The sequence below is a fragment of the Falsiroseomonas sp. genome (assembly GCF_041690465.1).
Lineage (GTDB): Bacteria > Pseudomonadota > Alphaproteobacteria > Acetobacterales > Acetobacteraceae > Falsiroseomonas.
This window is the reverse complement of sequence record NZ_JAWLHG010000003.1, coordinates 283,653-296,396: the sequence shown is the minus strand read 5'-3', so window position 1 is coordinate 296,396 and position 12,744 is coordinate 283,653. Positions and strand designations below refer to the sequence as shown.

Sequence of the window (12,744 nt, the reverse complement as noted above, 5' to 3'; positions counted from 1 at the left end):
TGCGGCTCAGCCGCCGAGCCGGTCGGCGATCCAGCCGGCGCGATCCAGCGCATAGAGCAGGTGGGTCTTCAGCGCATGCCCATCGGGCAGGCGCGGATGCCCGAAGCTGCCCTGACGGTGCATGCCGAGCTTCTCCATCAGCCGCCAGGAGGGCTCGTTGGCCGGCGGGGTGAAGGCGACGATGCGCTCGAGCCCGGCCGGGCCGAAGCCATGCGCCAGCGCGATCCGCGCCGCCTCCTCCGCCAGGCCGCGGCGCTGCATCCGGGTCGCGATGCGCCAGCCGATCTCGACCGCAGGCGTGAACGGAGCCTCGAAGAACACCGGCTGCAGCCCGACCACGCCCACCATGCCCTCGCCCGGCAGGTCCAGCACCCAGAAGCCGTAGCCACGATCGCCGAAGGCCGCGGCGATGCGCTGCCCCCATGCATCGCTCTCGGCGCGGTCGTGCACATTCGGGAAGAAGCGCATCGCGGCCGGATCGCCGTTGATGGCGAAGAGCGGGTCGAGGTCCTCCGGCAGGCGCCAGGGCCGGAGCGTCACGCGCGGGCCGTGCAGGGTGACGGGTTCGGTCATTCGGCCTCCGCCAGCGCGGCGCGCGCATCGGTGATGGCCGGCCGGGCGGGAGGCTGCGGCCACCAGAAGCCGGCGGCGGGCAGCTCCTTGCGCACCGCCTCCTGCGCCTCCCTCCGCAGATCGTCGTCGGGGGTGGTCTCGTCCTCGGTGTTGAGCTGGACGTGGCGGTCGTAGATGGTGTCGAACGCCTTGCGGTGGTCGTCGCTGACCTGGCCGCCCTGGCGGATCGCGAAGGCGAGCTTCTTCAACGCGAAGAAGTTGGCGTGGTAGCCCTGCTGCTGGCGGGTGAAGACCTCGATGCGCTTGCCCGGCGCGCGCAGTGGCTTGACCACCGCGACCACCGCGGCGGTCAGCGCCAGCCCCTGCCAGACCACCTGCCCCGCCCCCTGGTTCCACAGCGTCAGCGCCGCAACGCCCGAGCCGCTGGCGGTGACCGCGGTGGTCACCTCCATGAAGAAGGATTCCTTCTGCAGCGCCGCGAGCCGCTTGGCGTAGTAGATCGCGTTCATCCGCGAGGTGCAGGTGAGCTCGTAGATCTCCTGCAGCAGCGCGATGTCGCGGTCGGGCCAGGGGCCCTGGTCGGTCGCGCTCATGGGCGTCGTTCCGTTGCTGCCGGCGTGGCGCCACCCGAGGTGGGATCCCGCACCAGGGCGCCTCCAAACCAGGCCGCGCCCACGGCCAGCACGAGCAGCATCGCGGCGAGGCCTGCCACGACGAGCTTGCCGCGCCGCCGCCGGCGGGCCGCGCGGGCGTCGGCGCCTTCGGGCGAGGTGGCGCCGCTCAAGGCTGCGACCCGCCGCCCGGCGGCTTCAACCCCCATGGCTCCGAAGGCTCGATGGACGGCGCGAACGGATCGAAGTCGCCGGGCGGAGCGGCCATCGGTGGCGGTGCCGCGGCCTCGCGGCCGTGCAGGCCGACGTAATCCTCCAGCGCGGCGATCCGGGCGCGCAGTTCCGCGACCTCCTCCCGCAGCCGGGCGATCTCCTGGGCCGGGTCGGATCCGGGTGGATTGGCCATGCAGGTCCTTCCTTCCGCTTCGTGCGCAGGCTAGCACGGACGGGCGCGGGCGCACGCCGGTTGGCGATTGCGGGCCGGCGGACTAGGTTCCGCCCCCGGGAAGGAGCCCGCCATGACGCCGATCTCATTAGAGGCGATGGCCGCGAGCGTGCCGGATGGCGCGCTGGTGGCGTTGCCGCCTGACAATTCGCTGCCCTCGGTGGCGCTGGCGCGCGCGCTGGTGCGGAAAGGGGCGAGGCGCCTCCGGCTGCTCGGCGTGCCGGTCTCGGGCTTCGCGACCGACCTGCTGATCGGCGCCGGCTGCGTGGCGGAGGTGGAGACCAGCGCGGTGAGCCTCGGCGAGGCCGGCTTCGCGCCGCGCTTCACCGCCGCGCTGAAGGCGGGTGCGATCACCGTGCGGGACGCCACCTGCCCGGCCATCCACACCATGCTGCAGGCGGCGGAGAAGGGCGTGCCCTTCATGCCGCTGCGCGGGTTGATCGGCAGCGACATCCTGGCGCACCGGCCGGATTGGAAGGTGATCCCCAACCCCTTCGCGGATGGCGGCGACCCTGTCGTGCTGCTGCCCGCAAGATCGCCCGACATCGCCGCCATCCACGGCGTGATGGCCGACGAGGAGGGCAATGTCTGGGTCGGCCGCCGGCGGGAGCTGGCGACGCTCGCGCATGCGTCGCGGCGCGTGCTCGCCACGGTGGAGCGCATCGTGCCGGGCAACATGCTGGAGGATGAGAGCCTGGCTCCGGGCTGCATCAGCGCGACCTACATCGAAGCGGTGGCGGTGGCGGAGCGGGGCGCCTGGCCGGTCGCGCTGCTCGACGAATACGGCTTCGACGCCGCGCATGTCGCCGAATACGCGAAGCTCGCGAAGACCGAAGCCGGCTTCCGCGAATATCTCGACCGCCACGTCTTCTCGCCACGCGCACAGGCCGCCGAATGAGCATCAAGCCCGAGGAACGCCTGGCCGCCACGCTGGCGCGGCTGATCCTGGACCCCACCGCCCCGCCGGCGCGGCACATCGCCGTCGGCGCAGCCTCGCCGATCCCCGCCGCGGCCTGCTGGCTGGTGCGCAAGCAGGGCAACCCGGTGCGGCTGTCGCTGCTGCACAAGCGATCGGGGAACCCCTTCACCGAGGGCTCGCGCGAGCTGTTCGACCTGACAGGTCAGGGCCGGATCGACCTGTTCTTCCTCGGCGGGGGGCAGATCGACGGGCAGGCCAACATAAACCTGGTCGGCACCGGCGAATGGCCGGGAACGGGCGTGCGCTTCCCCGGCAGCTTCGGCAGCGCCTTCATGTATTTCATGACGCCGCGGACGATCCTGTTCCGCGAGGAGCATTCGCCCCGCGTGCTGGTGGAGAATGTGGACATGATCTCCGCACCCGGCGTGTCGCCGCCCGGCGTGTTCCGCCGCGGCACGGCGCAGGCGCTGGTGACCGGCCGCTGCGTGTTCCGCTTCCATCCGGACCGCGCGCGCTTCTCACTGGAGAGCATCCATCCCGGCGAGAGCCTGGACAGCATCCGCGCGGAAACAGGCTTCGCCTTCGACGCGACGGACGACGTGCCGCCGACGCCCGATCCCACGGAGGCGGAGCTCGCCCTGCTGCGCGGCGCGGTCTGCGACGAGATGCTGGAAACCTATCCCGAGTTCTGTTCGCGTGTGTTCAACAGGAAGCAGGCTGCATGACCGACGCGGTTCCCACCACCGAGGGCCCAAGGGAACAAGGAAGGGGCCTCGCACTCTCTCCCGGCGCGCTGGCCGGGTTGAAGGTGATCGACCTCACGCGGGTGCTCGGCGGTCCCTATTGCACGATGATCCTCTCGGACCACGGCGCGGAAGTGATCAAGGTGGAGCCGCCGCAGGGAGACGAGGTGCGCGACTGGGGACCGCCCTTCCATGACGAGGATGCCAGCTACTTCATCGGCGTGAACCGCAACAAGCGCAGCCTCGCGCTCGATCTCTCGAAACCCGAGGGCCGCGACGTGCTGCTGCGCCTGCTCGAAGGCGCGGACGTGCTGGTGGAGAACTACAAGCCCGGCAGCATGGAGAAATGGGGCATCGGCTTCGACGTGCTGAGCCAGCGCTTCCCGCGCCTGGTGCATTGCCGCGTCTCCGGCTTCGGCGCCGATGGACCGCTCGGCGCGTTGCCGGGCTACGACGCGGTGCTGCAGGCGATGGTCGGGCTGATGTCCATCAACGGCAATGACGGCACCGGCCCGCTACGGATGGGCACGCCGATCGTCGATCTCGCCACCGGCCTCTACTCCTGCATCGGCATCCTGATGGCGCTGCAGGAGCGCACCCGCAGCGGCCAGGGCCAGTTCCTCGACATGACGCTGCATGATTGCGGCATGGCGCTGCTGCATCCGCAGGCCGCTAACTTCTTCCTGAACGACCGCCGGCCGAAGGCGACGGGCAACCCGCATCCGAACATCAGCCCGTACTCGAAGTACCGCACGCGGACCTGCGAGATCTTCGTCGCCGTCGGCAACGAGCCGACCTTCCGCCGCTTCTGCGACTTCCTTGGCCTGTCGGAGTTGCCGAAGGATCCGCGCTTCCTGACCAATGCGCTGCGCGTCACCAACCGCGCCGAGCTCGACGCCATCCTCGATGCGCGGCTGGCCGAGGAGGACGGCCACGCGCTGACCGATCGCCTGCTGCGCAGCGGCGTGCCGGCCGGCCCCGTGCTGCATGTGGACGAGACGATGGCCGCCGCGCACACCGCGCATCGGCAGATGGTGACGGAGCTCGACTGGTATCGTGGCCTCGGCACGCCGATCAAGATGAGCCGCACGCCCGGCGGGACGCGCGCCGCGCCGCCGCGCTTCAACGAGCACGGCGCCGCGATCCTCGCCGCGCACGGCTTCAGCGAGGCAGAGATCGCCGAACTCGCCGCGACGGGGATCGTGGTGGAGAAGCGGCGCTGAACGGGGTGATCGAGACCGACATCGCCGTCATCGGCGCCGGCCCGGCGGGGCTCGCCTTCGCGCGCGGGCTGGCGGGAAGCGGGCTCTCCGTGCTGCTGGTGGAGCGCAGCCCGGAGGCGGCGCTTGCGGAGCCCGCCTTCGACGGGCGGGAGATCGCGCTGACGCATCGCTCGCAGAAGCTCATGCGCGACCTGGACGCGTGGGACCGCATCCCGGCCGATGCGATGGCGCCGCTCAACGAGGCGCGCGTGCTGGACGGCGCCTCGCCTTTCGCGCTGACCTTCGCACCAGAGCGGCAGGGCGGCGAGCCGCTCGGCATGCTGGTGCCGAACCACCTGATCCGCCGCGCGCTGTTCGACGCCGTGCGGGCGGCGGATTGTGCCACGATCCTCGCCGGCGTGGCGGTGATGGCGGTGGAGACGGCGCCGCGCGGCGGCACGCTGCGTCTGGCGGATGGGCGCGTGATCCGCGCGCGGCTGGTGGTGGCCGCCGACACCCGCTTCTCCGAGGCGCGGCGCCAGATGGGTATCGCGGCGACGCTGCGCGACTTCGGCAAGTCCATGCTGGTGGCACGCGTGGCGCACGACAAGCCGCATGAGGGGATCGCCACCGAGTGGTTCGGCCACGGCCAGACGGTTGCGATGCTGCCCCTGCAGGGCGACGTCTCGTCCATCGTGCTGACACTGCCGGCGCAGCGGATCGAGGCGCTGATGGCGATGTCGCCCGAGGCGTTCAGCACAGACGTCACGCGGCGCACCGCCGCGCGCTGGGGTGCGATGCAGCTGATCGGCACGCGGCACGCCTATCCGCTCGTGGCGACCTATGCGCATCGCTTCGTGGCCACGCGCTTCGCGCTGCTCGGCGATGCGGCGGTGGGGATGCATCCCGTCACCGCACATGGCTTCAATTTCGGACTGGCCGGCGCGCATCGGCTGGAGACGGAGATCGGCGCGGCGCTGGCGCGTGGCCGCGACATCGCCGATCCGGGCGGACTGCTGCGCTACGAGATGGCGCATCGCCGCGCGACTTGGCCGCTGTTCAGCGCGACCAACGCGATCGCCGGCCTCTACACCGATGACCGCGCGCCGGCGCGGCTGGTGCGCGGGGCGGTGCTGCGGCTGGGGGCTGCGCTCTCGCCGGTACGGCGGCTGGTGACGGCGCAGCTGATGGAGGCGTCGGCGGCCTGAAGGCTCCTTGGTGCGCAACAGTCGGATGGCGCGCTGGCGCGATCCGGCCGAGACAGCAGCCATGCCGGGTCCGATGACGCCACGCCTCTGGGGATTGCTGCTGCTGCTCGCGCTGGTCTGGGGCGGGTCGTTCTTCTTCATGGCGGTGGCGCTGCGGGGCTTCCCGCCCTTCACCATCGTCCTCGCCCGCGTTGCACTCGCGGCCGCTGCGCTGGCGCTGGCGTGCCAGGCACTCGGGCTGGCACTTCCGCGCGGCCGGGAGGCCTGGATGGCCTGCGGCGGCATGGCGCTGCTCAACAACGCCATCCCCTTCACGCTGATCGTGGTCGGGCAGCAGTACATCCCCTCCGGCCTCGCCGCGGTGGTGAACGCCGCGACGCCAGTCTTCGCGGTGCTCTGCGCGCACTGGCTGACGAGCGACGAGAAACTCACCACGAACCGGCTGGCCGGTGCGCTGACCGGGCTGCTCGGCGTGGCGGTCCTGGCCGGGCCGGCGGCCTTTACCGCCGGACACGGGGCGGAGCTGCTCGGCATCGCGCTCTGCCTCGTGGCCTGCCTCTCCTACGGGCTGTCGGGCGTGTGGTCGCGCCGGGTGCGCCGGGCGCGGCTGGCGCCGCTGACGGCGGCCACCGGGCAGTGCACCGTCGCGGCGCTGATGATGCTGCCGCTAGTCCTGCTGTTCGACCGTCCCTGGGCCCTGCCCGCGCCGCCGGGCGAGGCGGTGGCCGCGCTGCTGGCGCTCGGGCTGCTGGCGACCGCGCTGGCCTATGCGCTGTTCTACGCCATCCTCGCCGGCGCCGGCGCGACGAATGCGATGCTGGTGACGCTGCTGGTGCCCGTCACCGCGCTGCTGCTCGGCGCGCTGGTGCTGGAGGAGGAACTGGCGCCGCGGCACTTGGCCGGCATGGCAGTGATCGGGCTCGGACTGCTGGCGATCGACGGGCGGCTGCTGCCGGCGCGCCTCAGGGCCAAGTGAAGGCGCGGGCCATCGCCTCCTGCTCCGGCGTCTCCGCGGCATGCGGCAGGTAATGGGCGCGCACATGGTCCAGCGCGTCGCCCTCCACCCCCGCTGCGCGCGCCAGACAGGCGAGGAACAGGCCGGTGCGCCCCATCCCGGCGCGGCAGCCGACATGCACCGGGCGCCCCGGCTCCGCTTCGAGCTGCGCCAGCACGGCGGCGACGGCCGCGCGAAGGGCCGTCGGCTCCGGCACGCCGTAATCCGGCACCGGCAAAGCGACATCGGCTAGCCAGGCCTTCACCGCATCCGGCTCCAGGCAGACGCCGAAGGCACCCTCCGGAATCGCGTCGAAGGGGCCGCCGGTGATGGTCACCGCGCGGCCCGCCACGGTCAGCGGCAGGCGGCCCCGGATCGTCATTGCTGCGCCGGCATGCTCCGCAGATAGGCGATCAGGTCGCCCATGTCCCGCGGCGACATGTGCTGATACGCCCAGAAGGCCATGGGCGGCCGCAGCCGCGAGCCGTCGCGCGAGACGCCGGTGCGGATCGCCCGCTCGATCTCCGCATCGGTCCAGTCGCGCAGCGCATGCGGGGTGATGTTGCGGCCGACGGTCTCGCCCCAGGGTCCGCGGAACACCATGCCGCCGGCGCCGAGCCGCGTCATGTCGCTGTGCCCGTTCGGCAGCATCGGGGTGTGGCATTCCAGGCAATGCGCGACCGGCCCGGCGAGATAGGCGCCGCGCGCCACCGGATCCTCGGCCGGCATCGCCACGCTGGCCACCGGCGGGCCGTAGGAGGGCGGCAGCGGGATGCGATAGACGCTCTTCTCCACGGCGTTGCGCACCGGCGGCACGGTGCGGAGATAGGCGACCATCGCGGCGAGGTCGCGATCCGCAAGGCCGCGGTAGAAGGCCATGGGCATGGGCGGTCCGATGATGCTGCCGTCCGGCCGCTTGCCCTCGCGGATGGCGGTGGCGATCTGCGCATCGGTCCAGCGGCCGATCCCCGTCTCCGGGTCCGGCGTGATGTTGGGCGCGACCGCGCGGAAGGGCTGCTCGTCGAACACGGTGCCGCCCGCCAGGTGGCGGCCAGGCAGCGGGCCCTGGGGGCCCATCGGCGTGTGGCAATTTCCGCAGGCACCGGTCACCTCGACCAGGTAGCGCCCGCGCTCGAGGAGCGCGGCCTCCTGCGCCAGGGCCGCGCCGGGCGCGGCGAAGCACAACGCGGCCACCGCCGCGCCCAGCATCCATCGCATGAACTGTTCCTTCCCCAACCGCGGCGGCGCCGCGCGGTCAGGATCATGCATGGGACCCCGCCGGCCCGGCAATGACATTGCCGGAACGTCCGGTCAGGGCGCGTTGGCGGCCGGCTTCGACGCGGCGGGTTCCGGCACCTGCTCGATCAAAGCCTCCGCCTCCCGCTTCAGCGCCAGGTAGGAGCGGACGGAGAAGGGCAGCATGCCGAGATAGATGATGCCCGCCGCGGCGAGTGCCGCCCAGGGCTCCGCCACCAGCAGCGCGACAAAGAGCCCGACGCCGAGCAGCAGCGGCAGCACCGCCTCGCGCGGGACCTTGAAGTTCTTGAACGACCAGGTGGGCAAGGTGCTGACCATCAGCCCGCCCACCCCCACCAGCACGATTCCGGCCAGCACCGGGTGGCGGATCCATTCCGCCGTCGCCAGCCAGCCGCGCTCGTCCAGCGCCATGGCTAGGAACAGCGGGAACAGCGCGCAGCCGGCGCCCGCCGGCGCCGGCACGCCGCTGAAGAAGTTGTAGGCATAGGCCGGCTTCGGCTTGCCCGGCCCGATGTCGAGCGCGGCGTTGAACCGCGCCAGCCGCAGCGACGAGCAGACGGCGAAGAACAGGCACGGCACGAAGCCCAGCGGCCCGACCGTGTGCAGGGACCAGAGATAGAGCACCAGCGCCGGCGCCACCCCGAAGGAGAGGAAGTCGGCCAGGCTGTCGAACTCCGCGCCGAACCGGCTGGTCGCCTTCAGCAGCCGTGCGAGCCGCCCGTCCAGCCCGTCGATCACGCCGGCGACGACGATGAAGGTCGCCGCCTGCGGCCAGCGCCCGTCGATCGCGAAACGGATCGCCACCAGCCCGGCGCAGAGGCCGAGCATGGTGAGGATGTTCGGGATCAGCCGGTTGAAGCTCAGCCCCTCGAAGCGCGGCCGCGTGCGCGGGCGGAAGCGCCGCCGCAGGCGGTGCAGCGGCGGCGGGGCGCGCTGCGGCTCCATGCTCAGCGCGCCACCAGCGGGGGCAGCTCCGCGATCACCGTCTCGCCGCCGATCATCGTCTGGCCCACCAGCGCGGTGGAGCGCACGCCCGGCGGCAGGTAGAGATCGGTGCGGCTGCCGAAGCGGATGATGCCGAAGCGCTCGCCGGTCTGCACCTGATCGCCCTCGCGCACGGTGCAGACGATGCGCCGGGCGATCAGCCCGGCGATCTGCACCACGGCCAGGTCGCGCCCATCGGTGGTCCGGATGGCCAGCGCGTTGCGCTCATTGTCCTCGCTCGCCTTGTCGAGGGCGGCGTTGACGAAGGCGCCGTGGCGATAGGCGATGCGCGTGACGCGTCCTTCGATCGGCATGCGGTTCACATGCACGTCAACAACGGAAAGAAAGATTGCCACCCGCCAGCGCGGGGTGTCGCCCAGGCCGAGCTCGGGCGGCGGCACGGCGGGCGCGACGGAGACCACGCGGCCATCCGCCGGCGCCACCACGATATTGCGCCCGGTTGGCGGATATCGTTCCGGATCCCGGAAGAAATACAGGCAGAACAGGGTGAAGGCTACGCCCAGCCAGAACAGCCAAGCGCCGAGGATGGCCCCGCCCACCACGGCAACACCGGCGCCGCCCCAGATGAAGGGGCGGCCCACCGGGTGCGGCTTGGCGATGACGAGGCGGATGGTGGAGGCAAGGCTCATGCTCGCGGTTATGGTCCCTTCACCACCTCCGGACAACAAGGGCGCATGCATGCCATCCACGACATTCCGCCAGCGTCGGGCGGCGTTCCGAGCGCGCTCCTGGCCGGGGAGGGCTTCCCCGACGGGCCCTTCCCGCACGGACCCTTCCTGGTGGAGCCGGATGGCGGGCTGCGCACCACCGGCGTGCCGGCGCTGCGCTTCGCCTGGCGCGGCCGCGCCTGCGAGGCGCGGATCGCCGATGGCCGGCTCCGGCTGGCGGTGAGTGCCGGGGCGGTGCCCTACACCGCCGAACGGCCGGTGGACCGTGCCGCCACGCTCGCGGCGATCGGGCAATTGCCGCTGGAACTGCCGGAAGGCTGGCGGCTGCGCGTGCTGCCGGATCATCGGCTGCGGCTGGAAACCGGTGTGCCGCTGCCGGCGCCGACCACGGCGATCGCGCTGGTCGCCGCGATGGTCGGCTTCGCGCTGGCGCTCGACCCCTATCTGGACCGGTTGGACTCCGCCGGCGTCTCGGGCGGCAGCGCGAAGACCTGACCGGGGAAGATCAGGTCCGGGTTGCGGATCTGGTCGCGATTGGCCTCGTAGATCACCGTGAAGCGCATGCCGCTGCCATAGGCGGCCCGCGCCAGGCGCCAGAGATTGTTGCCGGGTTGCACCACAACGCGGCCCTCCGCCGCCGGGCCCTCGGCCACGCGGTCGCGCTGGAACGGCACCTCGATGCGCGCCGCCACCGCCCCCGCCGCGGCGATCTGGTCGAGCCGCAGCCGGTGGCGGCCATAGGCGATCGTCTCGCCGGGCGCGAGCGCCCATTGCCCCTGGGCATCGGCCTTGGCGTCGCCGGCGTGCCGGTCGTTGACATAGAGGCGCACCGTCGCGCCGGGCGCCGCGGTGCCGGCGAAGCGGATGCTGCCGGCCTCGTCGTAATCCACCAGCCCGAGCGCGAGCCCCTGCCGCGGCGCCGGGCCCTGCAGCACGCGCGGCGTCGCCTGCGCCTGCGGCAGCAGCACCACCAGCGGCTGCGCGGGTGCCGCGCGCGGCGCGACATCGGCGAGCCGGGCGGCCTCGGCGGTGGAGGTCTCGGCGGCGGCGGTCTCGACGCGCCGGCGCGCCTCGGCGTCCAGACGGGCGGCTTGCCGCACCGCGGCGTCGGCGCGTGCGGCCTGCTGGCGCGCCGCCTCCGCACGGGCGGCCTCGGCCGCGGCGAGGTCGGCGCGGCGGCGCGCCTCCGCCTCCAGGCGGACGGCTTCGCGACGCGCGGCATCGCGGCGGGTGGCTTCCTGCCGGGCCAGTTCGGCCGCGGCGAGTTCGGCGCGGCGGCGACGCTCGGCCTCGGCGCGGGCGGCCTGCTGATCGGGTGCTTCGTCCTGGATCGCCCGGCGCTCCGCCGCCTCGGCGCGGGCGGCCTCGACGGCGGCGAGATCGGCGCGGCGGCGCGCCTGCAACGCGCGTTGCGAGGCCTCGGCCAGCGTGACGGCCTGGCGCGCCGCGGCCTGGCGCGCGGTCTCGGCACGTTCGGCTTCGGTGTGGGCGGCGGCGATGGCGGCCTCCGCGGCCCGGTGGGCGGCCTCGGCCTGCGCGAGCGCGCGGGCTTCCGCCTCCGCGCGATCGACGGCTTCGGCACGGGCGGCCGCCTCGGCGCGCAGGGCGGCCTCGGTGCGGGCGGCGCCGTCCGGATCAGGGCGGGATGCCTCGGCGATCGCCGGGGCCGGCGCGGGCACCGAGACCACGACGACATCCGGCCCGGCCAGATCCGTGCCGCCAAGCCGGGCGAGCAGCGAGAACTGGCGGGTGCCGGGGCGCAGCGGCTCGGAGGGCAGGATCACCCACTCGCCGCGCGGATCGGCCCGCGCGCGGCCGATCTCACGCCCATCGTCGAACAGCACGACCTCGGCGCCGGCGGCGGCGCGCCCGGCGACCACGGCGACGCCACGGGCACCGACCCGCACCACGTCGAAGCTTGGCGGCTTCGCCGGGGCGGGTGCTGGCATGGCGACGGGCTGCACAGCGGCGGCGGAAGGCTGCGCGGCAGCGGCGGCCGTGCGCGGCGTTGCCGGCGAGGGCGCAGCCGGCCGCGATTCGGCGACCGGGGCCGATGCGGCAGGCGCCGCGGCGGAGATCGTTGCGGAAGGCGACACATCGGCAAGGAATCGCCCCGCCACGAAGGCCGAAAGCCCCGCGGAAACCACCACGACGATGAGGAGAGCCCGCCCGCTGGACGTCATGTCCACAAAACTACGCGTCTCGCCCGCCGGACCACAAGGAGGAAGGTCAACTCAAATGTCTGTCATGCGATCAGGAACGCGACAGTCGCGCAGGCAGCGCCAGCCAACACCGCCCCGAACAGGGCCCCGAACCGCCCGCCGAGCCGGGCCCCGGCCGGTGCACCCAGCGCCAGCGCGGCGAGCGGCGCGGCCGCCGCCGCCCAATCGGCCGGCGCGCCGCGCGCGATCACCGGGATGGCTGCCAGCGCCGCGAGCGCGCCGGCGAGCGGCAGCGCATCCAGCATGGGCGCCGCCCCGCCGCCCCGCGGGCCGAGCGCCGCCACCCCCGCGGCGGCGGCGAACAGCGCCGCGCCGAGCACGACATAGGGCCCTGGCAGGGCAGCCGCCGCCAGCCCGCCGAGCAGCGCGGCAGCGGCGACCGGTCCCGCCCAGCGCGGCCCGCCGCGCAGCGCCAGCAGCAGCGTCGCGCCCGCCACGGCGACGAGCACCATCCCGGCGCGTCGCAGATCCGGCATCGTCAGCGGTGCCCCGGCCATCCACCAGCCGACCCAGCCGGCGCCGAGCAGCGCGCCCGGCAGCGCCAACCAGCGCCAGCGCCGCGCCAGCGCCGCAAGCAGCGGCACCGCCAGCACCAGCACCAGCAGCAGCAGGGGCAGCCGCTCCGGCAATTGCCGCGGGGAGGCGGTCAGCAGCCCGAAGGCGAACCACCAGCCGGCAAGCGCGCCGATCCCGGCGGCAACGCCGCCCGGCAGCGGGCGGCGCAGCGCGCGGGCCGCGAGGACGGCGGCAATCGCGACGGCAAAGGCCAGCGCCGCGCCGTGATAGGGCCGCAGCGACTCGATGAGATCCATGGCGCCTTCCTGCCTGCCCCGGCCGGTGGTGGGCAATCGTCACCGTCGGAAACTTGCCCGGCGCAGCAACGGCCGGCCAGACTGT

Annotated in this window: 16 protein-coding genes; 6 read left to right on the top strand and 10 right to left on the bottom strand. The window is 73.3% G+C overall.

Translation table 11 applies throughout. From position 1 onward, the window contains the following. Positions 1-6: 6 nt before the first annotated feature. From ACESM1_RS05390 to ACESM1_RS05375, 4 genes are read right to left on the bottom strand one after another with little or no spacing between them, the layout of a single operon-like run. Positions 7-573 carry a GNAT family N-acetyltransferase gene (locus tag ACESM1_RS05390; protein WP_372618439.1) on the bottom strand — a complete coding sequence of 189 codons (567 nt, stop codon included), beginning with the start codon at positions 571-573 and terminating at the stop codon, positions 7-9. Next, entirely contained in the window at positions 570-1,166 is a 597-nt protein-coding gene (locus ACESM1_RS05385) for a hypothetical protein (protein WP_372618437.1), read from the bottom strand. The genes ACESM1_RS05390 and ACESM1_RS05385 overlap by 4 nt, the downstream gene beginning before the upstream one ends. Next, a complete protein-coding gene (locus ACESM1_RS05380) occupies positions 1,163-1,357 on the bottom strand; it encodes a hypothetical protein (protein ID WP_372618435.1) in 195 nt (64 codons plus the stop codon). The genes ACESM1_RS05385 and ACESM1_RS05380 overlap by 4 nt, the downstream gene beginning before the upstream one ends. Then, complete coding sequence (locus ACESM1_RS05375) at positions 1,354-1,590, bottom strand: hypothetical protein (protein WP_372618433.1); 237 nt, start codon at positions 1,588-1,590, stop codon at positions 1,354-1,356. Before ACESM1_RS05375 ends, ACESM1_RS05380 begins: the two co-directional genes overlap by 4 nt. 112 nt (positions 1,591-1,702) lie before the next feature. Between ACESM1_RS05375 and ACESM1_RS05370 the strand changes: the two genes are divergently transcribed. From ACESM1_RS05370 to ACESM1_RS05350, 5 genes are all read left to right on the top strand, one after another. After that, positions 1,703-2,527 (top strand): CoA transferase subunit A, encoded by an 825-nt coding sequence (locus ACESM1_RS05370; protein ID WP_372618432.1) that lies wholly within the window; start codon positions 1,703-1,705, stop codon positions 2,525-2,527. Further along, positions 2,524-3,273 carry a CoA-transferase gene (locus tag ACESM1_RS05365; protein WP_372618430.1) on the top strand — a complete coding sequence of 250 codons (750 nt, stop codon included), beginning with the start codon at positions 2,524-2,526 and terminating at the stop codon, positions 3,271-3,273. The genes ACESM1_RS05370 and ACESM1_RS05365 overlap by 4 nt, the downstream gene beginning before the upstream one ends. Beyond that, positions 3,270-4,514 carry a CaiB/BaiF CoA transferase family protein gene (locus tag ACESM1_RS05360; protein WP_372618428.1) on the top strand — a complete coding sequence of 415 codons (1,245 nt, stop codon included), beginning with the start codon at positions 3,270-3,272 and terminating at the stop codon, positions 4,512-4,514. The genes ACESM1_RS05365 and ACESM1_RS05360 overlap by 4 nt, the downstream gene beginning before the upstream one ends. Before the next feature lie 5 nt (positions 4,515-4,519). Further along, complete coding sequence (gene ubiM, locus ACESM1_RS05355) at positions 4,520-5,701, top strand: 5-demethoxyubiquinol-8 5-hydroxylase UbiM (RefSeq protein ID WP_372618426.1); 1,182 nt, start codon at positions 4,520-4,522, stop codon at positions 5,699-5,701. A 61-nt stretch (positions 5,702-5,762) separates the two neighbouring features. Next, the gene (locus tag ACESM1_RS05350; protein WP_372618424.1) at positions 5,763-6,677 is read left to right on the top strand and encodes a DMT family transporter; all 915 of its coding nucleotides are present in this window, start codon (positions 5,763-5,765) and stop codon (positions 6,675-6,677) included. Here ACESM1_RS05350 and ACESM1_RS05345 read toward each other — a convergent pair. The 4 genes from ACESM1_RS05345 to ACESM1_RS05330 form a co-directional block, all read right to left on the bottom strand. Beyond that, positions 6,664-7,077: a tyrosine-protein phosphatase gene (locus ACESM1_RS05345; RefSeq protein WP_372618422.1), complete on the bottom strand. Its 414-nt coding sequence runs from the start codon at positions 7,075-7,077 to the stop codon at positions 6,664-6,666. The genes ACESM1_RS05350 and ACESM1_RS05345 overlap by 14 nt on opposite strands. Next, a complete protein-coding gene (locus tag ACESM1_RS05340; RefSeq protein WP_372618421.1) occupies positions 7,074-7,913 on the bottom strand; it encodes a c-type cytochrome in 840 nt (279 codons plus the stop codon). Before ACESM1_RS05340 ends, ACESM1_RS05345 begins: the two co-directional genes overlap by 4 nt. A gap of 93 nt (positions 7,914-8,006) precedes the next feature. Continuing rightward, positions 8,007-8,897, bottom strand: coding sequence for a CDP-alcohol phosphatidyltransferase family protein (locus ACESM1_RS05335; RefSeq protein ID WP_372618420.1), 891 nt, complete (start codon positions 8,895-8,897; stop codon positions 8,007-8,009). 2 nt (positions 8,898-8,899) lie between these two features. Next, positions 8,900-9,586: a phosphatidylserine decarboxylase gene (locus tag ACESM1_RS05330; protein WP_372618418.1), complete on the bottom strand. Its 687-nt coding sequence runs from the start codon at positions 9,584-9,586 to the stop codon at positions 8,900-8,902. Between the two features lie 45 nt (positions 9,587-9,631). Here ACESM1_RS05330 and ACESM1_RS05325 point away from each other — a divergent pair, with 45 nt between their 5' ends. After that, positions 9,632-10,120, top strand: coding sequence for a hypothetical protein (locus tag ACESM1_RS05325; RefSeq protein ID WP_372618416.1), 489 nt, complete (start codon positions 9,632-9,634; stop codon positions 10,118-10,120). Here the strand turns inward: ACESM1_RS05325 and ACESM1_RS05320 are convergent. Together ACESM1_RS05320 and ACESM1_RS05315 are read right to left on the bottom strand one after the other, a co-directional pair. Further along, positions 10,066-11,574 carry a LysM peptidoglycan-binding domain-containing protein gene (locus ACESM1_RS05320; protein WP_372618415.1) on the bottom strand — a complete coding sequence of 503 codons (1,509 nt, stop codon included), beginning with the start codon at positions 11,572-11,574 and terminating at the stop codon, positions 10,066-10,068. The two genes, ACESM1_RS05325 and ACESM1_RS05320, sit on opposite strands and share 55 nt — an antisense overlap. 296 nt (positions 11,575-11,870) lie before the next feature. After that, positions 11,871-12,659 (bottom strand): hypothetical protein, encoded by a 789-nt coding sequence (locus tag ACESM1_RS05315; RefSeq protein WP_372618413.1) that lies wholly within the window; start codon positions 12,657-12,659, stop codon positions 11,871-11,873. Positions 12,660-12,744: the final 85 nt, after the last annotated feature.

Excerpts from the sequence above, each read along its gene's own strand:
- ACESM1_RS05335 (WP_372618420.1), bottom strand. The coding sequence starts at position 8,897 with ATGGAGCCGCAGCGCGCCCCGCCGCCGCTGCACCGCCTGCGGCGGCGC.
- ACESM1_RS05385 (WP_372618437.1), bottom strand. The coding sequence starts at position 1,166 with ATGAGCGCGACCGACCAGGGCCCCTGGCCCGACCGCGACATCGCGCTG.
- ACESM1_RS05370 (WP_372618432.1), top strand. The coding sequence starts at position 1,703 with ATGACGCCGATCTCATTAGAGGCGATGGCCGCGAGCGTGCCGGATGGC.
- ACESM1_RS05340 (WP_372618421.1), bottom strand. The coding sequence starts at position 7,913 with ATGCGATGGATGCTGGGCGCGGCGGTGGCCGCGTTGTGCTTCGCCGCG.
- ACESM1_RS05345 (WP_372618422.1), bottom strand. The coding sequence starts at position 7,077 with ATGACGATCCGGGGCCGCCTGCCGCTGACCGTGGCGGGCCGCGCGGTG.
- ACESM1_RS05350 (WP_372618424.1), top strand. The coding sequence starts at position 5,763 with ATGCCGGGTCCGATGACGCCACGCCTCTGGGGATTGCTGCTGCTGCTC.
- ACESM1_RS05360 (WP_372618428.1), top strand. The coding sequence starts at position 3,270 with ATGACCGACGCGGTTCCCACCACCGAGGGCCCAAGGGAACAAGGAAGG.
- ACESM1_RS05365 (WP_372618430.1), top strand. The coding sequence starts at position 2,524 with ATGAGCATCAAGCCCGAGGAACGCCTGGCCGCCACGCTGGCGCGGCTG.
- ACESM1_RS05330 (WP_372618418.1), bottom strand. The coding sequence starts at position 9,586 with ATGAGCCTTGCCTCCACCATCCGCCTCGTCATCGCCAAGCCGCACCCG.
- ACESM1_RS05315 (WP_372618413.1), bottom strand. The coding sequence starts at position 12,659 with ATGGATCTCATCGAGTCGCTGCGGCCCTATCACGGCGCGGCGCTGGCC.
- ACESM1_RS05390 (WP_372618439.1), bottom strand. The coding sequence starts at position 573 with ATGACCGAACCCGTCACCCTGCACGGCCCGCGCGTGACGCTCCGGCCC.
- ACESM1_RS05325 (WP_372618416.1), top strand. The coding sequence starts at position 9,632 with ATGCATGCCATCCACGACATTCCGCCAGCGTCGGGCGGCGTTCCGAGC.
- ACESM1_RS05375 (WP_372618433.1), bottom strand. The coding sequence starts at position 1,590 with ATGGCCAATCCACCCGGATCCGACCCGGCCCAGGAGATCGCCCGGCTG.
- ACESM1_RS05320 (WP_372618415.1), bottom strand. The coding sequence starts at position 11,574 with ATGCCAGCACCCGCCCCGGCGAAGCCGCCAAGCTTCGACGTGGTGCGG.